The sequence below is a fragment of the Devosia neptuniae genome, assembly GCF_025452235.1.
GTDB lineage: Bacteria > Pseudomonadota > Alphaproteobacteria > Rhizobiales > Devosiaceae > Devosia.
In genome coordinates, this window is record NZ_CP104965.1 from 1,007,331 (window position 1) to 1,032,465 (window position 25,135).

Annotated in this window: 23 protein-coding genes; 9 read left to right on the plus strand and 14 right to left on the minus strand. The window is 62.9% G+C overall.

The window, feature by feature from the left end:
- Position 1: 1 nt before the first annotated feature.
- The 4 genes from N8A98_RS07545 to N8A98_RS07560 form a co-directional block, all read right to left on the minus strand.
- The gene (locus N8A98_RS07545) at positions 2-403 is read right to left on the minus strand and encodes a PTS sugar transporter subunit IIA (RefSeq protein ID WP_035102102.1); all 402 of its coding nucleotides are present in this window, start codon (positions 401-403) and stop codon (positions 2-4) included.
- 178 nt (positions 404-581) lie between these two features.
- Positions 582-1,052 (minus strand): HPr kinase/phosphorylase, encoded by a 471-nt coding sequence (locus N8A98_RS07550; RefSeq protein WP_262170375.1) that lies wholly within the window; start codon positions 1,050-1,052, stop codon positions 582-584.
- A 9-nt stretch (positions 1,053-1,061) separates the two neighbouring features.
- Entirely contained in the window at positions 1,062-2,858 is a 1,797-nt protein-coding gene (locus N8A98_RS07555) for a sensor histidine kinase (protein ID WP_449240173.1), read from the minus strand.
- A 29-nt stretch (positions 2,859-2,887) separates the two neighbouring features.
- Positions 2,888-3,604 carry a response regulator transcription factor gene (locus N8A98_RS07560; RefSeq protein ID WP_035102101.1) on the minus strand — a complete coding sequence of 239 codons (717 nt, stop codon included), beginning with the start codon at positions 3,602-3,604 and terminating at the stop codon, positions 2,888-2,890.
- Between the two features lie 253 nt (positions 3,605-3,857).
- Here N8A98_RS07560 and pckA point away from each other — a divergent pair, with 253 nt between their 5' ends.
- Positions 3,858-5,450: a phosphoenolpyruvate carboxykinase (ATP) gene (gene pckA / locus N8A98_RS07565; protein WP_262170380.1), complete on the plus strand. Its 1,593-nt coding sequence runs from the start codon at positions 3,858-3,860 to the stop codon at positions 5,448-5,450.
- A 202-nt stretch (positions 5,451-5,652) separates the two neighbouring features.
- On the opposite strand, the gene N8A98_RS07570 is transcribed toward pckA, so the two are convergent.
- Positions 5,653-6,552 (minus strand): cell wall hydrolase, encoded by a 900-nt coding sequence (locus N8A98_RS07570; RefSeq protein WP_262170381.1) that lies wholly within the window; start codon positions 6,550-6,552, stop codon positions 5,653-5,655.
- Positions 6,553-6,931: 379 nt separating this feature from the next.
- Complete coding sequence (locus N8A98_RS07575) at positions 6,932-7,615, minus strand: HAD family hydrolase (RefSeq protein WP_262170383.1); 684 nt, start codon at positions 7,613-7,615, stop codon at positions 6,932-6,934.
- Between the two features lie 101 nt (positions 7,616-7,716).
- On the opposite strand from N8A98_RS07575, the gene N8A98_RS07580 reads away from it, so the two are divergent.
- The 4 genes from N8A98_RS07580 to N8A98_RS07595 all read left to right on the plus strand — a co-directional run bounded on the left by N8A98_RS07580 (position 7,717) and on the right by N8A98_RS07595 (position 13,258).
- On the plus strand, positions 7,717-9,126 hold the full coding sequence (locus tag N8A98_RS07580; protein ID WP_262170384.1) for a protein adenylyltransferase SelO: 1,410 nt from the start codon (positions 7,717-7,719) through the stop codon (positions 9,124-9,126).
- Positions 9,127-9,138: 12 nt separating this feature from the next.
- Positions 9,139-9,693, plus strand: a complete 555-nt coding sequence (locus N8A98_RS07585; RefSeq protein ID WP_262170386.1) for a gamma carbonic anhydrase family protein — start codon at positions 9,139-9,141, stop codon at positions 9,691-9,693.
- Between the two features lie 11 nt (positions 9,694-9,704).
- Positions 9,705-10,469 (plus strand): DeoR/GlpR family DNA-binding transcription regulator, encoded by a 765-nt coding sequence (locus N8A98_RS07590; protein WP_262170388.1) that lies wholly within the window; start codon positions 9,705-9,707, stop codon positions 10,467-10,469.
- 128 nt (positions 10,470-10,597) lie between these two features.
- Positions 10,598-13,258 (plus strand): bifunctional diguanylate cyclase/phosphodiesterase, encoded by a 2,661-nt coding sequence (locus N8A98_RS07595; RefSeq protein WP_449240169.1) that lies wholly within the window; start codon positions 10,598-10,600, stop codon positions 13,256-13,258.
- A 21-nt stretch (positions 13,259-13,279) separates the two neighbouring features.
- Here the strand turns inward: N8A98_RS07595 and N8A98_RS07600 are convergent, their stop codons facing one another.
- From N8A98_RS07600 to N8A98_RS07620, 5 genes are all read right to left on the minus strand, one after another.
- Positions 13,280-14,110 carry an ABC transporter ATP-binding protein gene (locus N8A98_RS07600; RefSeq protein ID WP_262170391.1) on the minus strand — a complete coding sequence of 277 codons (831 nt, stop codon included), beginning with the start codon at positions 14,108-14,110 and terminating at the stop codon, positions 13,280-13,282.
- Positions 14,110-14,955: an ABC transporter ATP-binding protein gene (locus N8A98_RS07605; protein WP_262170393.1), complete on the minus strand. Its 846-nt coding sequence runs from the start codon at positions 14,953-14,955 to the stop codon at positions 14,110-14,112. Before N8A98_RS07605 ends, N8A98_RS07600 begins: the two co-directional genes overlap by 1 nt.
- Positions 14,956-14,958: 3 nt before the next feature.
- Positions 14,959-15,861 (minus strand): ABC transporter permease subunit, encoded by a 903-nt coding sequence (locus N8A98_RS07610; RefSeq protein WP_262170394.1) that lies wholly within the window; start codon positions 15,859-15,861, stop codon positions 14,959-14,961.
- A gap of 1 nt (position 15,862) precedes the next feature.
- Complete coding sequence (locus N8A98_RS07615) at positions 15,863-16,870, minus strand: ABC transporter permease subunit (protein ID WP_262170395.1); 1,008 nt, start codon at positions 16,868-16,870, stop codon at positions 15,863-15,865.
- A gap of 179 nt (positions 16,871-17,049) precedes the next feature.
- Positions 17,050-18,645 (minus strand): ABC transporter substrate-binding protein, encoded by a 1,596-nt coding sequence (locus N8A98_RS07620; protein WP_262170396.1) that lies wholly within the window; start codon positions 18,643-18,645, stop codon positions 17,050-17,052.
- A gap of 225 nt (positions 18,646-18,870) precedes the next feature.
- On the opposite strand from N8A98_RS07620, the gene N8A98_RS07625 reads away from it, so the two are divergent.
- Both N8A98_RS07625 and N8A98_RS07630 read left to right on the plus strand, forming a co-directional pair.
- Entirely contained in the window at positions 18,871-19,263 is a 393-nt protein-coding gene (locus N8A98_RS07625) for a VOC family protein (protein WP_262170397.1), read from the plus strand.
- A gap of 88 nt (positions 19,264-19,351) precedes the next feature.
- Positions 19,352-20,293, plus strand: a complete 942-nt coding sequence (locus N8A98_RS07630; RefSeq protein ID WP_262170398.1) for an aldo/keto reductase — start codon at positions 19,352-19,354, stop codon at positions 20,291-20,293.
- A 217-nt stretch (positions 20,294-20,510) separates the two neighbouring features.
- Here the strand turns inward: N8A98_RS07630 and N8A98_RS07635 are convergent, their stop codons facing one another.
- From N8A98_RS07635 to N8A98_RS07645, 3 genes are all read right to left on the minus strand, one after another.
- The gene (locus tag N8A98_RS07635; protein ID WP_262170399.1) at positions 20,511-21,449 is read right to left on the minus strand and encodes a Gfo/Idh/MocA family protein; all 939 of its coding nucleotides are present in this window, start codon (positions 21,447-21,449) and stop codon (positions 20,511-20,513) included.
- 87 nt (positions 21,450-21,536) lie between these two features.
- Positions 21,537-21,896, minus strand: a complete 360-nt coding sequence (locus N8A98_RS07640) for a VOC family protein (RefSeq protein ID WP_262170400.1) — start codon at positions 21,894-21,896, stop codon at positions 21,537-21,539.
- 9 nt (positions 21,897-21,905) lie between these two features.
- A complete protein-coding gene (locus N8A98_RS07645; protein ID WP_262170401.1) occupies positions 21,906-23,159 on the minus strand; it encodes a glycerate kinase type-2 family protein in 1,254 nt (417 codons plus the stop codon).
- Positions 23,160-23,298: 139 nt separating this feature from the next.
- Between N8A98_RS07645 and N8A98_RS07650 the strand changes: the two genes are divergently transcribed.
- Both N8A98_RS07650 and N8A98_RS07655 read left to right on the plus strand, forming a co-directional pair.
- On the plus strand, positions 23,299-23,994 hold the full coding sequence (locus tag N8A98_RS07650; RefSeq protein WP_262170403.1) for a DUF1045 domain-containing protein: 696 nt from the start codon (positions 23,299-23,301) through the stop codon (positions 23,992-23,994).
- On the plus strand, positions 23,994-25,130 hold the full coding sequence (locus tag N8A98_RS07655) for an alpha-D-ribose 1-methylphosphonate 5-triphosphate diphosphatase (RefSeq protein ID WP_262170405.1): 1,137 nt from the start codon (positions 23,994-23,996) through the stop codon (positions 25,128-25,130). Before N8A98_RS07650 ends, N8A98_RS07655 begins: the two co-directional genes overlap by 1 nt.
- Positions 25,131-25,135 lie beyond the last annotated feature (5 nt).

The following is a 25,135-nucleotide window of genomic DNA, read 5'->3' on the forward strand; positions in this document are numbered from 1 at the left end:
TCTACCCCGCGCTCAGGATCGAATTGGCGACGGTGATATATTTGCGGCCCGCTTCCTGTGCCAGATTGACCGCTTCCTTGATGCTCATGTCGCCACGGACGCGGCCCAGCTTCACCAGCATGGGCAGGTTGACCCCGGCGATCACTTCCACGTCGCGGTTCTGCATCACCGAGATGGCAAGATTAGACGGCGTGCCGCCGAACATGTCGGTCAGGATGATGACGCCCGAGCCATTATCGGCCTTGTCGACGGCGGCCAGAATGTCGTTGCGGCGGTTTTCCATATTGTCGTCGGGACCAATAGCGATGGTTTCGCAATAATCCTGCGGGCCGACGACGTGTTCCAGTGCCGACTTGAACTCATTGGCGAGCGCACCATGCGTCACCAGAACCAGACCGATCATGCAACGTCCCCAGCCTGCCGAGATGCGCCTGCGTCGTGGCGCCGACGGCATTCCAGTATTGTCTGCCCCCTGCCCGCGCAAGGCCTTGTTTGGATAGCGCGCGAAGCCGAACCCGGCCCGAAGGCGCGAGTGAGGGGCAGTCTTGCCCCGGAGCGACAGGGATTCAAGTGGTTTTTTGTCACGGCCGGCCCACTAGCGGGTCCAGCGCGGCCAGAGCCTCACTTACCAACAGCATTTGATGGTCAAGTCCGATCAAGCCGGCCTGCGGCACCGGCGCGCGGGGCACAGAGAGCCCCAAAAGTTCGGTCGTGAACGCATCGGATTCGGGCATGCGGAGCAGCTCGGGCACCAGATCGATCAGCAGGTGCAGCGGCACCGGACTGCGATGGGACCGGGTGAGAATGCCGCGCCCGCGCAGCTCGATCAGCCCGGCAATCGGGGCGGGAGCGGCCATTGTGAGCCCTTCTGGGCCGGCACTGAGATCGACCCGATCATCGGAGACCAGCGCCGCGTCCAGCCCCCGCGCCGCCCAGCGGTCGAGCAACGCCAGAGCCAGCAGCGATTTGCCGGAACCCGAGGGTCCGCGCAGCAGCAATCCCGCGCCGCCCAGCACGACCGCGGTGCCATGAATATTGAGGTTTTGGCGCATGGCGGAGTCTCATTTGCGGGCTCGGGGCAACACAATCGTGAACACGGCGCCCGAGCGATCCTGCCGGTTGGCGGCTCGGATCGTGCCTTTATGGGCGTCCACGATCTGTTTGGAGATGGACAGACCCAGCCCCGAATGATCGCCAAAGCTCTCGGTATCGGGCCGGTCAGTATAGAAGCGCTGGAAGATTTTGCCGAAATCCCCGGTAATGCCGCGCCCCTCATCCATTACCGTTATGGTGACATCGTCGGCGTCGGTGGCCAGCGTCACGGTCACCACGCCCCCTTCTGGCGAGAAGGACACGGCATTGTCGATCAGATTGGCAAAGACCTGGGCCAGCCGGCTTTCATGGCCATTGACGATGGCATTGCCCTTGCCGCTGCGCTTGCCCAAAACCACGGTGACATTGCGGCCCAGCGCCATGTCCTTCTGGATGCCGACCATGACTTCGGCCAGTTTTTCCACATCGATGCGGTCCGAGCTTTCGCGCGCCAGTTCGGCATCGAGCCGGCTGGCGCTGGAAATATCGGTGATCAACCGGTCGAGCCGCTTCACATCGTGCTGGATAATGGCGTTGAGCCGGTCGCGATCCTCGGCCCGCTTGGCCAGCGGCAGGGTTTCCACTGCCGACCGCAGCGAGGTCAGCGGGTTTTTCAGTTCATGCGCCACGTCGGCAGCAAAGCGCTCGATGGCCTCGATGCGGTTATAGAGCGCGTCGGTCATGCGCCGCAGCGCACCCGACAGATGCCCGATTTCGTCGGGACGATCGGAGAAATCGGGGATTTCGGCGCGGGCATTGCCGGCGGTCTGCACCCGCTCGGCGGCTTCGGACAGGCGCCGCATCGGCCCGGCAATGGTGCCGGCCAGCAGCAGCGACAGCGCGATCTGCACCGCCGCCGCGATCATGGCGATGCGCAGAATGCCCCAGCGTTCCTGCGACACGATGGAATCGATGTCGCCCGGCGCGGTCGAGAGCAGGATAGCGCCCACCACGGCGCGCACGCGCTGCACCGGTACGGCGACCGACACCACCAATTGGTTCTGCCCATCGACGCGTACGAAATCGGCCGGGGCACCCGCCAGCGCCGAGGCGACTTCGGGATAGCGCATGCCCTCGTCGACGCCATATTCCTGATATTTCGGGAAATTGTCGCCCGGCACCCAGGCCAGCACCGCATTCCACCAATGCCAGAGGAAGAAATCATCGTCCTTCTTGGTTTCGATGATCTGCCGCATCACCTCGCCGCGCGCATAGATATTGTCGCTATCGAGGATCATCAGCCCGCCCTGATCATAGATACGGGCGCGGGTGCGGGTTGGCGTGATTAGGTTACGCAGCAGCGGCGCGACCCGCTCGGGGCTGATCGGGAATTCCAGCGAAGGATCGAAATAGGACAGCGAGGACACTGTACCGTCGCCCTGCAATTCCAGCAACCGGTCCGGATTGACCGAAATGACGTCACTATCCACCGTCGCCGAGGCGGCGACGGCGGCGGCGATGATTTCGCCCTGCACGCGCAGCGATTGCACGCGAGCGTCGATCAGGCCGGCCCGCCATTGGTTGAGGTAGAGGATGCCCACCACCAGCACCAATAGGCCCGCCAGATTGAGCACGATGATGCGGCGGGTGAGGCTGGAAAAAATCGTGAAATCGAGAAAGCGGCTGATGCCGCTGGCCAGCCGATAGAACGGGGCTAGCACCAGCCGCCAGCGATGGGTGCGGCGCGGCGCGGCCGGCTGGTCCTGCTCGGGCTCGGGCATGGGGGTGGCCTTGCCGGGCGCCTTGGCGTCCGGCTTCTCATCCATATCGGGGTCGATGATGGCCACTTGGGTGCTTATTGCTCCTTGAAGCGATAGCCGACGCCATAAAGCGTCTCGATCATTTCGAAGTCGTCGTCGGTCGCCTTGAACTTCTTGCGCAGCCGCTTGATGTGGCTGTCGATGGTGCGATCGTCGACATAGACTTGATCGTCATAGGCCGCATCCATCAGCGCGTTACGCGACTTGACGACGCCGGGGCGAAGCGCCAGCGCCTGCAGGATGAGGAATTCGGTGACAGTCAGGGTGACCCGCTGGCCCTTCCAGGTGCAGGTATGGCGTTCTTCATCCATCACCAGCGAGCCGCGCTCGATCAGCGCCTTGCCCGGCGAGGATTCGCCTGGTGCGCCGGCAGGGGCAGAGGGATCGCGCGGGGCCGAGCGGCGCAGGATGGCCTTGACGCGCTCGACCAGCAGGCGCTGGCTGAACGGCTTGGTGATGAAATCGTCGGCGCCCATCTTGAGGCCGAACAGTTCGTCGATCTCTTCGTCCTTACTGGTAAGGAAGATCACCGGCACATCCGACTTCTGGCGCAGGCGGCGCAGCAATTCCATGCCATCCATGCGCGGCATCTTGATGTCGAGGATGGCAAGGTCCGGCTTGTCGGTGGTGAGACCTTCAAGACCCGATGCACCATCGGTATAGGTGGCGACCTGATACCCTTCGGCCTCCAGCGTCAGCGACACCGAGGTCAGAATATTGCGGTCGTCATCTACCAGGGCAATCTTGGGCATGAGCTGCCTTTCTTGTTGTGACGCGTGTGGCCGGCCAGAACTATAGCCGGTTCGGCCTCGCGTTGCAGGCGACAATTACGCATTAAATAAGGCGCGGCCAAGTCTTGCGCAATGGAAGCTGCTTTCGCCATGCGGATGCAACTTCCGTCTTACGACCCATTTCGGGATGGTTGCCCCGCTATGCTCCACCCTAATCTAGGCGCCATTGAGGGCCGCATCATGGTGTTGCGGCGACCCTTGGAGAGTAAGCCAGATGAGTGTGTTCGACCATAGCGCCCTGCGAGACCGGATTGGCGCGGCAGCCGCTTCGCTGTCCCTCAACGACATCGCCCCGGCCCTGGTCGCCCGCGCCGTTGCCGATGGCAGCGCCGTATTGACGGCCGATGGCGCCGTTTCGGTGCGCACCGGCGCCTTTACCGGCCGCTCGCCCAAGGACAAGTTCATCGTGCGCGATGGCCTGACCGAAAACAGCGTCTGGTGGGATAATTCGGGCGCCATGAGCCCGGCCCATTTCGATGTGCTGCTGGCCGATGCGCAGGCCCATCTTGCGGGTGGCCCGCTCTACCGGCAGGACCTCCTGGCCGGGGCCGATCCGCGCCATCAATATGGCGTGACAGTGCTGACCCCCAGCGCCTGGCATGCCCTGTTCATCCGCAATCTGCTGATCCGCCCCGGCGAGATGGTGGAAGCAGCAGCCAATCCGGTGGCCGTCACCATTATGCATGCGCCCGAGTTCAAGGCCGACCCGGCCCGCCATGGCAGCCGCACCGATACGGTGATCGCGCTCGACATGAGCCGCAATATCGTGGTGATCGCCGGCACGCTCTATGCCGGGGAAATCAAGAAGAGCGTGTTCAGCCTCTTCAACTTCCACGCGCCGCGCCAGGGCGTGCTGCCGATGCATTGCTCGGCCAATCTCGGGGTCAATGGCGAAAGCGCATTGTTCTTCGGATTGTCGGGCACTGGTAAAACCACGCTCAGCAATGCCCCCGATCGGCCGCTGATCGGGGACGACGAACATGGCTGGAGCGAGGACGGCGTTTTCAACCTCGAAGGCGGTTGCTACGCCAAGACCATCAAGCTCAGCCCCGCGGCAGAGCCGGAAATCCATGCCGCGACCAAGCGGTTTGGCACAGTGCTGGAAAATGTCATTCTCGATGCTAACAGTCTGCCAGCATTTGACGACATTAGCCTCACCGAAAACACCCGTGCGGCCTACCCAATTCACGTGCTGCCGGCCATCGCCAAGGGCAGCGTGGGCGGCACGCCGCGCACCGTGGTCTTCCTCACCGCCGACGCTTTTGGCGTGCTGCCGCCCATCGCCCGGCTGACGCCGGAACAGGCGGTCTACCATTTCCTTTCGGGCTACACCGCCAAGGTTGCCGGCACCGAACGCGGCGTCACCGAGCCGCAGGCCACCTTCTCGGCCTGTTTCGGCGCCCCGTTCATGCCGCTGCATCCCACGGTTTACGGGGCCATGCTGGCCGAAAAACTCAAGGAAAGCGGGGCCTCCGCCTGGCTGATCAATACCGGCTGGACCGGCGGCGGCTATGGCCTGGGCAAGCGCATCGACATCGCCTCGACACGGCGCCTCTTGACCGCTGCACTTAATGGCGAGCTGGATAGCGCCGAGATGCGGACCGACGAGCTCTTCGGCTTCGCCGTGCCGGTTGCGGTCCCCGGCATCAACCCAACGCTGCTAACGCCCCGCGCCACCTGGGCCGACGCCGAAGCCTATGACCGCCAGGCCACCCACCTGGCCGGCCTGTTCCGCGCCAATTTCGAGAAGTTTGGCACCGGCGCCGATGCTGCGCCCGGACCAAGGATGGCGCAGGCGGCGGAGTAGGGTTTCGTTCAATCGATGTAAGAAAGGGCGCCTGCGGGCGCCCTTTTTGTTTGTGTGGGCCACGGCAGGAGGCCCGGAAAGCCGCGATCTACGACACTTATCCCCGCACCTAAATCTTCAGGCACACTTCACGTTCGATCAACGGCGATATTGGGACGCATTCCGCAAAGCCCACAAGGCTCGAGCGGCGGACCTCAGCGCATCAGTTGGGGGAATAAAAGATATGCGAGCCGATTTCGGCGACCGCATTATAGGTATTGGCCCAGGACGGGCGCACTGCGGTGGTGTGATAGTAGAGCGCGGAACCCGGCACGGCGCCGACATTCTCGCCCAGGGCGAACTCGGCATAGACCTGCTGCGCCAGCTCCTTGGAGCGGCCCCAGGCGCGGCGTTCGGCCGGGGCGTCGTCGCGACCGTCGCAGGCAAAGGTGAACTGGCAGCGATAGCGGCCCTTATTGGCGTTTTGGTAGATGACGCCGCAGAGCGTGGACGGGAACTTGCCCGACCGCGCACGGTTGACGATGACATTGGCGACGGCGAGCTGGCCGGCTTCGCTTTCGCCGCGAGCCTCGTGATAGATGGCCTGGGCCAGGCATCCGCGCTCGGTATTGGCATGGTCGAGCCGCTGGCCGGTGGTCTGGTAGCCGCTTTCAACATAGGCAGCGAGCACGGAGGGGCTGAGCGCCCGCTCGGTGGGAGCGCTGGAGGTCGCGAAGCTATCAATGGCCGAAAGCGCACCATTGCCGCCAAACGAGCCGCGGGCGATGTAGCCCAGCAGCACTTCGGAATTGAGCTCAGGCTGCGGCAGGGCGGCGTTGACGTCGAAATCGCGCAGCGCCTGCTGGCGGGCGACGTAATTGGACAGGAGCGCTGCGGTCAAAGGCTGCTGGCCGGGCTCAAGCGGCGCCATGGTGGCGCCGAGCGCCGGCTGGGCGCGCAGCGCTGCCAGATCGGCCGGCACATCGAGCGGGGTGACGTCGGCGACGAGCAGGTTTTCAGCGTGAGCGGGAACCAGGGTGACGAACAGCACGAGCGCAACCGCGCACAGGACCAGTACATGCGAAACCGCACGCACAGCGATGACCTGCCAGGTTTGCGTCAATGCCCCGTCCTTGCCCCTGAGCCCGTCCGGCCGTTTCCGGCGGGCCTTCGCATTCATCCGTTCCGTCGTTGCGGACCGGCTTCGTCTGATAACGAGCCGCACCCTAACCGGGCTTGGCTCGGCTGGGAAGCCAAAATTTACCGCTGGTTAACCATAGCCGTTAGCTTCTTAAAGTAGGGTTAATCCAGCCGGCACGACTTGAAAACCCTTAGCGTACAAAGGCTTGGGACGTAACAAATGGGAGTTTAAGCAGATCGATAAAAGTTTACGGGCTTCGAGCACCCCAAAACTATTAACAACCGGTGGGCCCGGGCCGGCTCAAACAAAAGGGCCCCGAGCGAGACTCGGGACCCTTGGGCGGGCTCAAAGGCAGATGCGATCAGCGCGGCGCGAAGGCCGCCAGCCGGACCTGATCGAGGCTCTCCATCACGGCAATGCCGAGGGCACGCAATTCGTCATTGGGGTGGACCAGATCGGGCACCATGACGGTTTGCATGCCAGCGGCATGGGCCGCGCGGACCCCGGCATGGCTGTCTTCGAGCGCCAGGCATTGCGCCGGATCGATACCCAACCGCCGCGCCGCCGTCAGGTAGGGCTCGGGATGGGGCTTGGGATTGACCACATCGTCGCGAGTCACAACCGTCTGGAACAGATCGAGCAGGCCCGCCGCTCCCAGATGGGTATGGGCATGGGGCGTGCGCGAGGAGGTGGCGACGGCAATCGGGATTTTCCGCTCGACCAGTTCGGCCAGAAATTCGCGGGCGCCTTGCTTGACCGGCACGCCGGCATGGGTGCGCTCGCGCATGCTGACGCGGCAGCGTTCGTCGAACAGGCTGTAGGGAAAGGACACGCCATAGGCTTCCAGCAGCAGTTGATTGGTGCGCTCATGGCTGGAGCCGACCATGGAACTATGCACCACATCGGTCATCTCGAAGCCCAGATCGGTGCAGACTTCAAAGACGATGGTCTTGAACACCGCTTCGGTATCAAGCAGCGTGCCGTCCATATCGAAGATGGCGGCCTGGAAGGGCGCGAGGCGCAGGATGTCGCTCTGGGATGTCATTAGTGGGCATATAGGGCGATTTGCCGGCTTGCGCTAGGCGGGCAAACGAAAGGCTGGGTTGCGCACTGGCGCCGGGGCGGGCCAATTGCTAGCTTTGGCCCATGCCCGCATTCAAACCAGCCACAGACCACGAAACGCTCGGCGACGCGTTCTTTGACCGCGTCACCCCCGCCGATTTTCCCCAGACCATATTGCGCCATCGCGACCAGCGCTGGGCCAAGCGCATGGGCCTGGACGGGCTCAGCGACGAGCAATGGATCGCCCATTTCGGCCGCTTTGCGCCCCTGCCCGGCTCGCTCAACCAGCCACTGGCGCTGCGCTATCACGGCCATCAATTCCGCAGCTACAATGCCGATCTGGGTGATGGGCGCGGCTTTCTGTTTGCCCAGGGCTATGACCATAGGGATGGGCGCCTGCTCGATTTCGGCACCAAGGGCAGCGGGCAAACGCCCTGGTCGCGCGGTGGCGATGGGCGGCTGACGCTGAAAGGCGGGGTGCGCGAAGTGCTGGCCACCGAAATGCTCGAAGCGCTGGGCGTCTATACGTCCAAGAGCTTTTCGTTGATCGAAACTGGGGAAGAGCTCTACCGGGGCGATGAGCCCTCGCCGACGCGGTCGTCAGTGCTGGTCCGGCTCAGCCACAGCCATATCCGCATCGGCACCTTCCAGCGCCTAGCCTATCTCGAGGACTATGACGCCATCGGCCAATTGGTCGATTACACCATCGCCCATTATTATCCCCAATTGGCGGACGCCACTGACAAGCCGGCAGCCCTGCTTGAGGCGGTGGTCGCGGCCGTGGCAAAACTGGGCGCGCAATGGATTGCCGCCGGGTTCGTGCATGGCGTGCTCAACACCGACAATATCAATGTCACTGGCGAGAGTTTCGATTATGGGCCGTGGCGGTTCCTGCCGACCTACGATCCCGATTTCACCGCCGCTTATTTCGACGAGAGCGGGCTTTATAGCTTTGGCCGGCAACCCGACACCTTGGCCTGGAACCTGACCCGGTTGGCCGAGTGCCTCGTGCCGCTGTCCAGTATCGAGGCATTGGAGCCGGCGCTCAATACGATCTGGCCGCAATTCCGCGCCGCCCTGCCCGCCGCCATGCTGGGCCGCCTGGGACTGAACCCACGCGATGTAGAGAGCGACAGCGCGTTCATCACCGCGCTGTTCGGCTTCCTCAACCAGTCGCAGGCGCCCTATGAGCAATTCTTCTTTGATTGGCGCGGCGGGGCGCTGAGTGCCAAGCGAGCAGCTTCCAGTCCGTCAGCCGAGTTTTATGCAACAGACGCGTTCCGGCCGATTGCCGACGCGTTGGAAGGCTACACAGCCAGCGACAGGGTCAATCTCGATCATCCCTATTTCGCCCGGACCAAGCCGCGCACCATGCTGGTGGAGGATGTCGAGGCGATCTGGGCGCCGATTGCAGAACGCGACGATTGGGGGATATTTGCCCAGGCACTGGCTGAAATCGCCGAGATGCGCGATGCCTATGGCGTGGCGAGCTGAGGAGGATTGTTGATGAGCCTATATGAACTCGATGGCGTCGCGCCGCGGCTCGATCCCGATGTCGCCTGGATTGCACCGACCGCCGTGCTGGTGGGCGATATCGTAGTGGGCGTCGATGCGGGCATCTGGTTTGGCGCGGTGGCGCGCGGCGACAATGAAACCATCACCATCGGCGCGCGCAGCAATGTGCAGGACAATGCGGTGCTCCATACCGATATGGGCTTCCCGCTGACCATCGGGGAGGGCTGCACCATTGGCCACAAGGCCATGCTGCATGGCTGCACCATTGGCGACAATACGCTGATCGGCATGGGCGCTACCGTGCTCAATGGCGCCAGGATCGGCAGCAATTGCCTGATCGGAGCGGGCGCCCTGATCACCGAGGGCAAGGAAATTCCCGATGGTTCGCTCGTGGTCGGCGTGCCGGGCAAGGTGGTCCGGGCGTTGGACGCGGAAGCCATTGCCGGGCTGACCCGGTCGGCCGATGGCTATGTCAAGAATGCCCGCCGCTTTGCCACGGGGCTCGCCGACGTGACCGGCCGGCCATCCGACTTCGAGCCGGCATAGGGGCGAAAAGCTTGAACGACACGCAGACACGCCAGCAGGCGATCCTGGAACTGGCCCGGCTCGAAGGGCGGGTGCTGGTCGATGCCCTGGCCGAGCGCTTTGCCGTGTCGGTGCAGACCATCCGCAAGGATCTCAACCAGCTCTGCGACCAGCGCCTGCTCAAGCGCATGCATGGCGGGGCTGTGCTGCCCTCGGGCATTGAAAACCTCGAATATGAGGCGCGGCGGAACATTGCGGCCGCGGAAAAGCAGGCCATAGGCAAGGCGGCCGCCGCGCTCATCCCCAATGACGCCTCGCTGTTCATCAATATCGGGACGACGACCGAGGCGGTGAGCCAGGCCCTGCTCGATCATTCGGGCCTGTTGGTCATCACCAACAACATCAATGTCGCCAACCGCATGCGCATCTATCCCCAATTCGAGGTGGTGATTGCCGGCGGCGTGGTGCGCGGCAGCGATGGCGGCATTGTGGGCGAAGCGGCGGCCGGCTTTTTCTCCCAATTCAAGGTCGACTACGCTGTCATCGGCGCCTCGGCGCTGGACGAAGACGGCGCCCTGCTCGATTTCGACTATCGCGAGGTCAAGGTGGCGCAAGCCATCATTGCCAATGCGCGACACATAATCCTGGTCGCCGATGCCGGTAAATTCGCCCGCACCGCGCCGGTCAGGATCGCCCGGATCGACCAGATCGACACGTTCGTGACCGACCGTAGCCCCTCCCCGGCCTTCACTGCGCTATGCGCGGCGGCGGGGACGATCCTCGTGGAAACCGGGTAAATACCGAAGCCGAGTTTAGCCCGCCGCTAACCACAAGACGATAGAGCTGGCGCGGGGTAGGCAAACATAAAGGTTGTGCCGCCAGGCTCATCCTGCCCGGACAGAAGACCGGGAGGCGGGTGATATCGGTGGTGAATTCAACTGCATCGCAGGACAATAGGCTGAGCTGGCTGCGCCCCATTGCCATTCCGGCCGTGATTGCGCTGATCGTGCTGGTTACCGGCGGGCTGTTCCTCGACAAGCAGACCAGCATTCTCGCCCGCGAGAGACTGCGCGCGGATGTGCAGGCCGAGCTTTCCCTGGTCCGTGCCAAGCTCGAAGGCAATATCAACGGCAATATCCAATTGGTGCGTGGGCTGGTATCGACCCTCGCCACCGAACCGGGAATGGACCAGGCCCGCTTTGCGGCGCTGGCGTCGAGCATCCTGGCCGAGCGCAGCCAATTGCGGCTGGTGGCTGCGGCGCCGGGCCTGGTGGTCACCATGGCCTATCCCATGGCGGGCAATGAGGCGGTGATCGGGCTCGATTATGTGCTCGACATTGCCCAGCGCGATGCCGTGCTGCAGGCCCGCGACACCGGCCGGCCGGTCTTGGCGGGGCCGGTGGATCTGGTGCAGGGCGGGCAGGGTTTTGTCGGCCGGTTCCCCGTATTTACCGGCAATGGCACGGAGCGCCGCTTCTGGGGCGTGGTGTCGGCCGTGGTCGATATGGACCGGCTCTATGTCGAGAGCGGATTGCTTGCGCCCTCGTTGGGCAGCGATATTTCCATCACCCGCCGGGATGCGCGCGGCGTGAAAGGCCAGCGGTTTTTCGGACCGGACCTCGATGGCCAGGATCCCGTGCTGTCCACCGTCACCTTGCCGTCAGGTTTCTGGGAGGTCGCCGCCCGGCCAAAAGGCGGCTGGACCAGTGATTCCGGCATCTGGGTGCTGCGCGGCACATTGATCGTCGCGGGGGCGCTGATTCTGTTTCCCATTCTCATCACCGGACGGCTGATCGGCGAGCGGCAATTGCATATCCGCGTGCTCAAGCAGCGCGAAGCCGAACTCGAGCGGCTGTCCCACCGGCTCGCTCTGGCGCTGGACAGTTCGGAGGTCGGCGTCTGGGAAATGGATATGGCGACCAGGGACCTCGTCTGGGACGAACGGATGAACGAGCTTTACGGCCTGCCCAAGGACGGGGGGCCGCGCCATTTCAAGCATTGGAATGCGGCGCTGCATCCGGCCGATTTCGCGGCGGCGCAGACCGATTTTTCCAAGGGCATGCGCACCGGGCAGTATAAATCGGTGTTCCGCGTCACCTGGCCGGACGGCACTGTGCGCACCATCAAGGCCATCGGCGCCGTCTATAGCGAGGCCGGCAGCAATCCGCGGCTGGTGGGGGTCAATTGGGACATTACCGAGGACGTGGCTCGCAGCGAGGATTTGCGGCGCACCAAGCTCCTGACCGAGGCGCGCAACCGGGAACTCGAGGCCGCCAAGAGCCGCATCGAGCACAATGCCTTGCATGACAGCCTGACCGGACTGCCCAATCGGCGCTATCTCGACGACATCCTCAAGGCCAATGCGGGGGATGGCTATGCCGGCAGCGGCAGCATTGCCCTGCTGCATCTGGATCTCGATCGCTTCAAGCAGATCAATGACACGCTGGGCCATGCGGCGGGCGACGCCATGCTGGTGCATGCCAGCGCCGTGCTGCGAGCCAATTGCCGCGCCAGCGATTTCGTGGCGCGGATCGGCGGCGACGAATTCGTGGTGGTCTGCCCGGCTGCCGATGGCGACCAGTATCTGGGCATGATGGCCGAGCGGATCGTGGCGCAGATGCGCAAGCCGGTGAGCTATCAGGGCCACCAATGCCGGTTCGGCGTCAGTATCGGCATTGCCGCCGAGCATGGGCCCGACATCGACGTGGGCCGCCTGCTGGTCAATGCCGATATCGCGCTCTATCGCGCCAAGGGGCGCGGCCGCAACCGCTTCGAATATTTCTCTGAAGCCCTGCAGGCCGAGGTGGTGCATACCAAACGGGTGGCCGACGAAATCCTGAGCGGGCTCGAGCGCGAGGAATTCATCGCCTTCTATCAGCCCCAGTTCGACGCGCGCAGCCACGACCTGGTGGGCGTGGAAGCCCTGGTGCGCTGGCGCCATCCGGTGCTGGGCCTGCGCGCGCCCGACGCGTTCCTCGCGACGGCGGAAGACCTCAATGTCATGGCAACAATCGACCGCATCGTGCTTGAACACGCGCTGGCTGACCTCGACCGCTGGGAGAGCATGGGCCTCAAAGTGCCGCGCGCCTCGGTCAATGTGTCCCACCGCCGCCTGCATGATGACGCGCTGATCGAGAGCCTCGAAAAGCTGCATATTCCGCCGGGACGGATTGCGTTCGAACTGGTGGAATCGATCTATCTCGACGAGGACGATGCGGTCATCGCGCACAATATCGACCAGCTCAAGGAATTGGGCATCGAGATCGAAATCGACGATTTCGGCACCGGCTATGCCTCCATCGTGTCACTGCAAAAACTGCGCCCGGCCCGGCTCAAGATCGACCGGCAATTGGTCGATCCAATCCTGGACGATATCGGGCAGCGCCAATTGCTGGCCTCGATCGTCGATATCGGCAAATCCATGGGCATCGAAGTGATCGCCGAGGGCGTCGAGAGCATGGCGCATGCCGCGATCCTGACCGAACTCGGCTGCGATATCCTGCAGGGCTATGCCTTTGCCCGCCCGATGAGCCGGGATGATCTCGAAGTGTTCCTGGGCGAGCAGCGCTGGCGCCGCGCCTCCTGAGCGGAGGGGCGGCGCCGGGGATCAGGAGGCCAAGGCGGCCTTTTTGGCGATGCGTGCGCGGATCGATTCGACGTCGGATTTGGGCGTCGCGGCGAACAGGGTCTTGGTATAGCTGTGCTGGGGATTGCCAAACACGTCCTCGCGGCTGCCATGTTCGACGACATCGCCGAAATACATCACCATGACCTCGTCGGCAATATAGCGCACGACGCTCAGATCGTGGCTGATGAACACATAGGTCAGCCCGAATTCGTCCTGCAGATCCTTGAGCAGGTTGAGAATCTGCGCCTGCACGGAGAGATCGAGCGCCGATACCGGCTCGTCGAGCACCAGGAAACTGGGGTTGAGCATCAGCGCGCGGGCAATGGCGATGCGCTGGCGCTGGCCGCCCGAGAACATGTGCGGATAGCGATTGAAATGCTCGGGTCCCAGCCCGACCTTGAGCAGCATGGCCATGGCGCGTTCGCGCCGCTCGGCAGCCGGCATCTTGGTATTGAGCAGCAGCGGCTCGGCCAGCACGTCGCCGATCTTCTGGCGCGGATTGAGCGAGCCATAGGGGTTCTGGAACACGATCTGCACCTTCTGGCGCATGTCGTGGGTGACGTGGCCGGCATCGACCGGCTTGCCATCGATCAGGATTTCGCCCGCGGTCGGCGGATCGATCAGCGTGATCATGCGCGCCAGGGTGGACTTGCCGCAGCCGCTTTCACCGACCACGGCCAGAGTGCGACCCTTGGCGAGCGAGAAATTGACGCCCTTGACGGCATGCACGACCTTGGCCGGCCGCAGGAAGCCGCCGGAGGAGGTGTAATCACGGGTGAGATTGCGGACTTCGAGAACGGGTGCAGTCATCATGCCACTCCCGGCGCCGGTTCGAAGACGAAGTCGGACACCGTGGGCAGGCGATCGCCCACCGCGTTTTCCGGCAGCGCCGACAGAAGCGCCCGCGTGTAGTTGGATTTGGGGTTCTCGAACAGGGAGAGCACGTCGGCCTCCTCCATCTTGTGCCCCTTATATTGCACGATGACCCGGTCGGCCGTTTCGGCCACGACGCCCATATCATGGGTGATCATGATCAGGCCCATGCCGTGTTCGGCCTGCAGCCGAACCAGCAGATCGAGGATCTGCTTCTGGATGGTCACGTCGAGCGCGGTGGTCGGTTCGTCCGCGATCAGCAATTTGGGATTACAGGAAATAGCCATGGCGATCATGACGCGCTGGCATTGCCCGCCGCTCATCTGGTGCGGGAAGGCATTGAGCCGGTCCGCACCGTCCTTGATGCCCACCAGATGCAGCAATTCGACGGCGCGCTGCCGCGCCGCACGGCCGCTGAGCCCCAGATGTTTGGACAGCACTTCCTCGATCTGGAAGCCCACGGTGAAGCAGGGATTGAGGCTGGCGATCGGCTCCTGGAAGATCATGGCAATGTCCTTGCCGATGATCTTGCGCTTGTCGGCCGGCGACATGGCGAGCAGGTCGAGGCCTTCGAACTCCATCTTGTCGGCGGTGACCGTGGCGGTGCTGGGCAATAGCCCCATAACCGCCAGCATGGCCACCGATTTGCCAGAGCCGGATTCCCCGACAATGGCGAGGACTTCGCGGGCGTCGACCGACACATCGATCCCATCAACAGCCTTGAACAGGCCGACCGAGGTATCGAAGGAAACGCTCAGGTTCTTGATTTCGAGCAGGGGCATGTCTCAGCTCCGCTTGAGCTTGGGATCGAGCGCATCGCGCAATCCGTCGCCGATGAGGTTGATGGCGAGCACGGTGATCAGGATCGCCAGACCCGGGAAGGTCACGACCCAGGGTGCGCGCAGGATGAATTCGCGGGCCGAGGCCAGCATGGTGCCCCATTCGGGAGTCGGCGGCTGCGCACCCATGCCCAGGAAGCCCAGCGCGGCGGCTTCGAGAATCGCATTGGAAAAGCTCAGCGTCGCCTGAACGATCAGCGGCCCCAGGCAATTGGGCAGGATGGTCACCAGCATGAGGCGCAAGTGCCCGGCGCCCGAAAGGCGGGCGGCCGTGACATATTCGCGGTTTTTCTCCGCCATCACCGCGGCGCGGACCAGGCGGGCAAAGTGCGGTTGCAGCACCAGCGCAATGGCGACCATGGCGTTGAACAGGCCCGGCCCCAGAATGGCCACCAGCACCAGCGCCAGCAGTAGAGACGGGAAGGCCAGGACGATGTCCATGACGCGCATGATCATGGCGTCGATCCAGCCACCGAAATAGCCGGCCAGCACGCCCAGGATCACGCCGACAAACAGCGCGCCGCTGACCACGAAAAAGCCGATGAACAGCGAATAGCGGGCGCCATGGATCAGCCGGGACAGCATATCGCGGCCCACCGGATCGGTGCCCAGCAGGAAGCGCGGGTCGCTACCGGCATCCCAGAACGGGGGCTTGAGGATGGCGTCGCGATATTGCAGGTCGGGCGAATAGGGCGCCAGCAGCGGGGCAAAGATGGCGATCAGCACCAGGAGTGCAAACACCACCAGCCCGATGACGGCGCCGCGGTTGACGGAAAAATAGTGCCAGAATTCGCGCAGCGCGGCAGCACGGTCGGGCTTGGCGGGGACGATTTTTGGAGTCTGGGTCATCTTACTGCACCCTGATGCGCGGGTTGATGACGGCATAGAGCAGATCGACCAGCAGGTTCACCGCCATGACGATGAGCGCGATCAGCAAGAGCCCCGATTGCACGACGACATAGTCGCGCTTGGAAATGGAATCGATCATCCATTTGCCAATCCCCGGCCAGGAAAAAATAGTTTCTGTGAGGATGGCGCCGCCCATGAGCAGCCCGACCTGCAGGCCAATCGTGGTGACCACCGGGATCAGCGCATTGCGCAGAGCATGCACATTGACCACGCGACGGGGCGACATGCCCTTGGCGCGAGCGGTACGCACATAATCTTCGCCCAGGATTTCGAGCATGGCCGAACGGGTCTGCCGCGCGATGACCGCCAGGGGAATGGTGCCCAGCACCACTGCCGGCAGGATCAGATGGCGCAAAGCCGAAACGAAGGCCGGCCAATTGCCGTAGAGCAGGGTATCGACCAGCATGAAGCCGGTAATGGGGCGCAGGAAGAAGGAGAGCGCGATGCGTCCCGAAACCGGCGTCCAGCCCAGATAGCCGGAAAAGAAGATGATCAGCAGCAGGCCCCACCAGAAGATGGGCATGGAGTAACCGGTCAGCGCCACCCCCATGGTCAATTGATCGAACCAGGAGCCGCGCTTGACAGCGGCAAAGATGCCGGCGGGTATGCCGATGATGACCGCCAGGAACATGGCGACCAGGGCCAATTCGATCGTGGCGGGGAACAGGGTCATGAATTCGGTGATGACGGGGCGCTTGGTGGCCAGCGAGACACCGAAATTGCCCTGCAGGACGCCGCCCAGATAATTGAAATATTGCTGCCAGATCGGCAGATTGTAGCCGAACTGTTCGCGCAGGATTTCGTAGCGCTCCGGCGTCACGCCATGCTGGCCAGCCATGGCCAGGATGGGGTCGCCCGGCAGCACCCGGACAAAAGCGAAAGCACAGATGGAAATGCCGATAATGGTCGGCACGATCAGCGCAAGCCTGCGCAGAATGTAATTGAGCATGCGGGTCTTTACCCTAATGCGCCGCGCCGGCAAACCGGCAGGGTGCGCGTTTCCTGTTGTGGCGGGGCAATTGTCGGGGTGCCGTTGGCCGGCGCCTCCTTACCCTGCTCTAAAATGAAAGGGGAGCCCCGCACCGGTAAAACCGGCGTGGGACTCCTTGGATTTACGTGGCCTCAGCCTTACTCGGCGACGTCGACGCCGTCAAAGCGGTGAATGCCAAGCGGGTCCATCTTGAAGCCGATGACGCGCTTGTTCATGGGCATGAACACTTTCGAGTGAGCCAGCGTCAGGGCGGGCTCTTCGGCCTTGAACACTTCCTGGGCCTTTTCATAGAGCGCGGTGCGCTCGGCCTGGTCGGGAGTGGTCTTGGCCTTCTGGATCAGGTCTTCGAATTCCTGGTTGCACCAGCTCGAATAGTTGGACACGCCAATGGCCGAGCAGGAGAACAGGGTGGCGAAGAAGTTATCCGGATCACCATTGTCGCCGGTCCAGCCGATCTGGAACGGACCCTTGCGGTCGGGCTGCTTGCCGCGCTCGCGATATTCGGTCCATTCGTAAGAGACGATATTGGCGGTAACGCCAATCGCCGCCCAGTCGGCCTGGATCAGTTCGGCAACGCGCTGGGCGTTGGGGTTATAAGGACGCGACACGGGCATGGCCCAGAGATCGGTGGTCAGGTTGGTCACGCCGGCTTCCTCGAGCAGCTTCTTGGCGGCTTCCGGATCATATTTGTCGGCGGGGATATTGTTGTTGTAGCTCCACATGGTGGGCGGGATCAGGTTCTTGGCGTCCTGGCCAGCACCCTGGTACACCGCCTCGATGATGGCAGCCTTGTCGACGGCCATGGAGAGGGCCTTGCGCACGTTGACATTGTCGAACGGCGGCTCGGTGGTGTTGTAGGACATGTAGCCAATATTGAGGCCTTCCTGCTCCAGCACCGTCAGGTTCGGATCAGCCTGCAATTGAGCGATATCGGCAGGCGCCGGGTAGGGCATGATATCGCATTCGCCGGCCAGCAGGCGCTGGGCACGCACCGACGGATCAGTGGTGATGGCGAAGATCAGATCGTCGATCGGCTGCTTGCCGGCCCAGTATTCGGGGAAGGCCTGGTAGCGGATGACGGTATCGAGCTGGTAGTCCGAGAAGACGAACGGGCCGGTGCCGATCGGCTGGGTCGAGAAGGCGGCCAGATCGCCGGACGCTGCGAGCTGATCGGCATATTCCTTGGACACGATGGACGCGAAATCCATGGCCAGGTTGGCGATCATCGGGGCATTGGGCTCGTTGAGCACGAACTTGACGGTCAGATCGTCAACCTTGACGATTTCCTTGATATATTTGGGCATGTCCATGCCCTGGAAATAGTCCCAGGTCATGCCTTCGAGATAGGCGAACCACGGATTGTCTTCCTTCCACTGGCGCTCGAAGCTGAAGATCACGTCGTCAGCGTTGAGATCGCGGGTGGGGGTGAAATAGGACGTGGTGTGGAACTTGACGCCGGGGCGAAGCTTGAAGGTGATCTCCTTGCCATCCTCGGACGTGGTCCAGCTTTCGGCCAGCCCCGGCTCGATGGCGGTGCCGCCCTTTTCGAACTCGACCAGGCGATTGTAGATGGTGCGCGAGGAGGCGTCGAAATCATTGCCGCCGGTGGTCGGACCGGGATCGAAGTGAGCAGGCGAAGCTTCCGAACAGAATACCAATTGCTTGGCCTGGGCAGCGCCCGCGGCCAGCGCCAGCATGGCCGAAGCCGCCAGCAGGGTGGTCATCAATTTCATGATTGTTGTCTCCCGAGAAAGTTTTTTGCGCGTTCGGTTTGCCGGCCGAAGCTTGGGCGCCAACAAAGCGTAGAATTTAGGGGAGCGCAATGGGTCAGTTTGACCATTTGGTCAATTCGATGACGGTCCGGACGCCATTCCACAGTATTGGACGGTTTTATTGCGATCCGTTCGGCTGGCCCGGCGCCGCTTGACGCCCCGCAGGAGGGAGTGATCCAACAGGATATGACCAGTTCAATCGCCACAATCGCCCTGCTCGTCGCAGAATATGATGAAGCCATAGTCTTTTACCGGGACCAGGCCGGTTTTGCCCTGCTTGCCGATACCGATATGGGCGGGGGTAAACGCTGGGTCCTGGTGGCGCCGCCAGGTGGAAACGGCGCGCGGCTGCTGCTGGCCCGCGCCGATGGTCCCGAGCAGCGTAAAGCCATCGGTAACCAGACCGGCGGAAGGGTCATGCTGTTTCTCGAAACTGACGATTTTTCGGGCACCCATGCCGCCATGGTGGCGCGCGGCGTGCGCTTTCTCGAAGCGCCCCGGCATGAGCCTTATGGCAGTGTCGCCGTATTCGAAGACCTCTATGGCAATAAATGGGACCTTATCGAGCCCAGGTCCTAGCCTCAGGCGTTTTGCGCACCACCTATACAAGGCGGCGAACGGAAAGCCGCCCAACGCGTTTAGTCAGCATCATAACAGGAGAAGACCTATGGATCGCCGCCCGCTCGGACGCAGTGAACTTGTCATCGAACCGCTCGTGCTGGGCGGCAATGTGTTCGGCTGGACGGTCGACGAGAAACAGGGCTTCGACATTCTCGACGCCTATGTCGATGCCGGCTTTACCGCCATCGACACGGCCGAAGGCTATCCCAATTGGGTGCCGGGCAATCCCCCCGGCATGAGCGAGACCATTATCGGGAAATGGCTCAAGGCGCGCGGCAATCGCGACAATGTTCACATCATCACCAAGGTCAATTCCGGCAAGGTCAAGAACGGGCTGAGCGCAGACAATATCAAGACCTCCATCGAAGCCTCGCTCAAGCGCCTCCAGACCGATTATGTCGATCTCTATTTCAGCCACTGGCCCGATCCCGATGCCAGCCACGAGGAAACGCTGGGCGCCTATGATATGCTGATCCGCGCCGGCAGGGTCCGGGTGGTGGGGGCGTCGAATTACACGCCGCAAATGATCCGGGATGCCGAGGAGATTTCGGTGATCAAATCGCTGCCGCGCTACGAAGTGCTGCAGCCCAAATACAATCTCTATGACCGCGCCGATTTCGAAGGCGAGTTGCAAAAGCTCGCCATCGAGCAGGAAATCGGCACCATCGTTTATTATAGCCTGGCCGCAGGGTTCCTGACCGGCAAATACCGCTCCAAGGCGGATCTGGGCAAAAGCCAGCGCGGTGGCGGCATCGAAAAATATCTCGACAAGAAGGGCGAAGCGATCCTCTCCGCACTCGACAGCGTCGCCAAGGCCAATGACGCCACACCGGCCGAAGTCTCGCTGGCCTGGCTCGTCGCCCAACCCGGCGTCAGTGCCCCCATCGCCTCGGCCACTTCGGTGGACCAGGTCAAAAGCCTCGCCAAGGGCGTGCGGCTGAAACTGAGTGATGCGGATTTGAAGACGCTGACCGAAGCTGGGAAGTAGCAGGCTGCGGCTGGTCGTGCCAGGCACGCGGTGTCACCCCGGCGCAGGCCGGGGCCCATCCCGAGATGGCGCCCCAGCCGCAAGGTTTGTGAATGCCCCGTGATCATCAGGCGATCTGGCGGCGCGTTGTACTATCTCGAGCTGGGTCCCGGCCTGCGCCGGGATGACACCGGGGTTGGGGCGGTCGCCTGCCCTAACCATCCCCCGATATCAGAGCCTACCACTCAAACGCCGGCCCACTCACCCGCGCCCCCAGCAAGAACACATCCGCCATCAGCCGCAGGGGCGCGGCATCGACGTCGGTTTCGTGCCGGTCCAGCAGCGTCGCGAAGCGCTCATACATCAGGCCATATTCGTCGTCGCCATGCTGGAGCACCAGCTCGTCATTGACGCGCAGGCTGCGGCCGCCATTTTCGAGCTTGAGCACGTCGCCGCCCATGGTTTCGAAGCGGATGGTCCAGATTTCTCCGCTCTCTTCGAGCCAGTTGAACCCGGCCGACAGGCTGGGCTTGTGCAATTGGCCCGACTTGAAGACGATCTCGACATCGACCGGGGTCTGCCGGTTGGCCGGGAAAGTCAGCTTGCTCGATTCCACAAAGACCGGGAAGGGCATGACCTTGGTGAAGATCGACATGGCATTGATGCCCGGATCGCAGACACCGAACCCGCCCGGCTCCCAGACCCAATCCTGCCCCGGATGCCATTTGCGCACACTTTCGCGCCAGTCGATGCGCACCGATTTAACGCCGCTTTCGGCCAGGATATCGCGGGTGCGATCCACCGCCGCATTATATTGGGAATGCCAGGTCTGATAGAGTACGCGGCCCAGCCTTCCGGCATAGGCGACCAGATCGTCCAGTTCGGAAATCGTGGTGGTGGGCGGCTTTTCCATCATCACGTCCTTGCCGGCCTCGAGCGCCTCGCGGACATATTGATGGCGGATGCCGGGGGGTGTGCAGATCGAAACCAGCGACACCTCGGGCAGGGCTTCGTAAAGCTCGGCCGGGGTCTTGAACACGGGCAGGCCATTATGGCCCACGCCGCGTGTCGACACGGTCGCCGCCAATTCGAAATCCTCGGACCTGTCGATAACGGGCAGGTGCTGATCCTGGGCGATCTTGCCCACACCGATAACAGCGATTTTGCGTTTGGCCATGTCGATTTCCCCGAGCCGCTTTTTGCGGGGTGTTTAGAGCAGAGACCGGGCGGACCGCCAAGGTCTGTCGCCATAAAAGTATGATTTTTATTGCGGCTGTGGCTCCGAAGGCTCCCAGAGTTCGATCTGATTGCCCTCGGGGTCGTGAATGCGCGCAAAGCGTCCGGTCTCGGGCGTGTCCCATTCGTCCGGCCGCGTCTCGACGGCAATGCCTTCGGCCCGCAACTGCGCCATCATGCCATCCAGGTCATCGACGCGGAAATTGATCATCCATTGCTTGTCGGCCGGAAAATAGGTGCTCGCCTGCTTGAACGGCGCGAAGACGGTGAGCCCGGCATCCTGGTTCCAGAGTTCGGTCACGCCCAGATGTTTTTCATACCAGGCGGCAAGCGCCGGAGTATCATGAGACCGGAAGAAAATGCCGCCAATGCCAGTCGTTCTTGCCATAACTCCCTCCTATCGGATCAGGATTGCGCGGAAGTCATTCACATTGGTGCCGGTCGGGCCGGTGACCAGCAGGTCGCCAATGGCGGCGAAAGCGGAATAAGCGTCGTTATTGGCCAGAGCCACCAGCGGGTCGATGCCGGCATGGCGCAGCCGCGTGGCGGTGCCGCCATCGGCAAAGGCGCCGGCATTGTCCTCGGAGCCGTCGATCCCGTCCGTGTCGGCGGCAACAGCCGAAATACCCTCGACCCCATCAATGGCGATGGCGAAGGCGAGCAGGAATTCGGCATTGCGCCCGCCCCGCCCCTTGCCGCGCAGCGTCACCGTGGTTTCCCCACCCGAAAGAAGCACGACGGGCTTGTTGAACGGACGATTACGCACGGCGATTTCGCGGGCCATGGCGGCGTGAACCTGCGCCACGTCGCGCGATTCGCCCTCAATGGAATCGGACAGGATTGCCGCTTCGATGCCTTGGGACCGCGCAATGTCGGCGGCTGATTCCAGTGACAGGGCCGCCGAGGCAATGGTGCGCACGGTATGTTGCGCGAATACCGGATCGCTGGGCAGGGGCGCAAGATTGTCCTCACCGGCCAGCAGCGCCTGCGCCGCTGGCGGCAGCTGGAGCCGATAGAGATTGGCATATTTGCGCGCCAGTTCGCGCGTTCCGGGCAGGGCAATGGTCGGGCCGGAGGCGACAATGGCCGGATCATCCCCCGGCACGTCGGACACGACCAGCGTTGCCACCCGGGCCGGCGCGCAATGCGCGGCCAGGCGCCCGCCCTTGATGGTCGAGAACTGATTGCGGATCAGGTTCATCACCCCGATCGGGGCACCCGAGGCCAGCAGCGTGCGGTTGATTTCCTGCTCGTCATCCAGCGTCAGGCCCAGCGCCGGCGCAGGCAGCAGCGAGGAGCCGCCGCCCGAAATCAGCGCCACGACCAGATCGTCGGCGGACAGGCCAGACACCGTCTCCATGATCCGCCGCGCCGCGAGAAACCCTGCCTCATCGGGCACCGGATGGGCCGCTTCGACGATTTCGATGCGCTCGCAGGTCTCGCCATAGCCATAGCGCGTGACCACCAGCCCGCTCAGCGGCCCGTCCCAGGCCGCTTCAAATGCCTTGGCCATTTGCGCGGAGGCTTTGCCCGCGCCGATGACCAGAGTGCGCCCGACCGGCTTGGGCGGCAGATTGAGCCGCACGGCCAAAGCGGGTTGCGCCTTGGCGACAGCGGCCTCAAACAACGATTGAAGTAGGATGCGATCCATGGGCTGGGTTGCGACTCGATACGGCCAAGGGTAGCCAACTTGTGGCGCAGCCATTTGGAGCTGTCCAGTTATGCGCTGTCAAACGACGGACATAGAATGCCGATAGCGGCTGGCAGGCGCTGATTGCAAAGGGGCAAAAATGACTGAACGATACGCGATTTATTTTGCCCCTCCGGCCACGGGGAGCCTGTGGGAACGCGCAGCAACCTGGCTGGGCCGTGACGCCGCCGATGGCGACCTGTTCGATGGACCGGTGGCCGGCATCGATCGGTCACGCCTGCTCAATCTCACCCAATCGGCCAATCGCTACGGCTTTCACGCCACGATCAAGGCGCCGATGGCGCTGGCCGATGGCGCCACCGAGGCCGATCTGCGCGCTGCCCTCACAAGCTTTACTGCCGAGCATGCCCCCTTCTCTATCGGCAAGCTCAAGCTGGCCTCGCTCGATGGTTTTCTGGCGCTGATTCCCGAAAACCCCAGTGAAAAATTGCAGGACTTCGCCGCCCATGTGGTGGAAAGTTTCGAAGTATTCCGCGCGCCGATGAGCGTGAAGGATCGCTCTGCCCGCCTCGGCAAGGGCCTGACCGAGCGGCAGGTGGAACTGCTCGATGGCTATGGCTACCCTTACGTGTTCGAGCAATTCCAGTTCCACATGACGCTGACCGACCGGCTCAGCGCGGAAGACGCCACCGATATCGCCAAGGCCGCCACGACCTGGTTCTCGCCCATACTGGATGATGAAGTGGTGATCGATAGCCTCTCGCTGTTCGTCGAGCCCGAGAAAGGCCGGCCGTTCCGCCGCGTCGCCGAATTTGCGCTGGGAGGCAAGGATTGATGGAAGGGCAAGTCTTGCGCAATGCCAGGATCGTGCTGGCCGACGAGGTGATCGAGGGCAGTGTCGCCATCGCGGATGGCGTGATCACCGCGATCGACAGCGGCCCCAGCCAGACCGGCGAGGATTTCGCGGGCGATTACCTGATCCCGGGCCTGGTCGAACTGCACACCGACCAATTGGAAAGCTATTACCGTCCCCGCCCCGGCGTGTTCTGGGATCCTTTAGCCTCCTTGCATGCCCATGACGTGCAGATTGCCGGCTCGGGCATTACCACGGTGTTCGACGCGGTACGGATCGGCTCGGATTTCGATCTGCCGACCATGGGCGAGCATGTCGACAAGCTGGTCGGCGCCATTCACGCCGGCCGCGCCGGCGATTGGTTGCGGGCCGAGCATTTCATCCACCTGCGTTGCGAATTGCCCAGCCACGACCTGCTCACCCAGTTCGAGACCTATGCGGCCGATCCGGCCACGCGGCTGGCCTCGGTGATGGATCACACGCCAGGCCAGCGCCAGTTCGGCTCGCTCGAAGATTACAAGCGCTTCTACAAGGACAAGATGGGCCGCACCCAGGCCGAGCTGGATAGCTATATCGCCGCGCGTCTCGGCGAGCAGGCGCAATATTCGGCGACCAATCGCCAGACTATTGTCAGGCGCGCCGCCGAATTGGGCCTGCCGCTGGCCAGCCATGATGATGCCACCCTAGCCCATGTCGAAGAGGCGCTGGCCGATGGCGTTGCCATTGCCGAATTTCCCACTACGCTCGCCGCAGCCGCTGCCGCCCATGATGCGGGCCTCGCCATCCTGATGGGCGCGCCCAATGTGGTGCGCGGCAAGTCCCATTCCGGCAATATCTCGGCGACCGATCTGGTGCGGGCCGGGCTCCTCGATATTCTGAGTTCGGATTATGTGCCGTTTGCCCTGTTGCAGGCGGTTTTCATCCTGCCCGAACGGGTTAAGGGGCTCAGCCTCTCCCAGGCATTGGCCATGGTCACCCTCAATCCTGCCAAAGCGGCGGGGCTTGAGGATCGCGGGCAGATCGCCATTGGCAAGCGGGCGGACCTGGTGCGGGTGCGCCGGGCCGGACCGCTGCCCGTCGTGCATGGCGTCTGGCGCGAGGGCCACAGGGTCAGCTAGGCCAA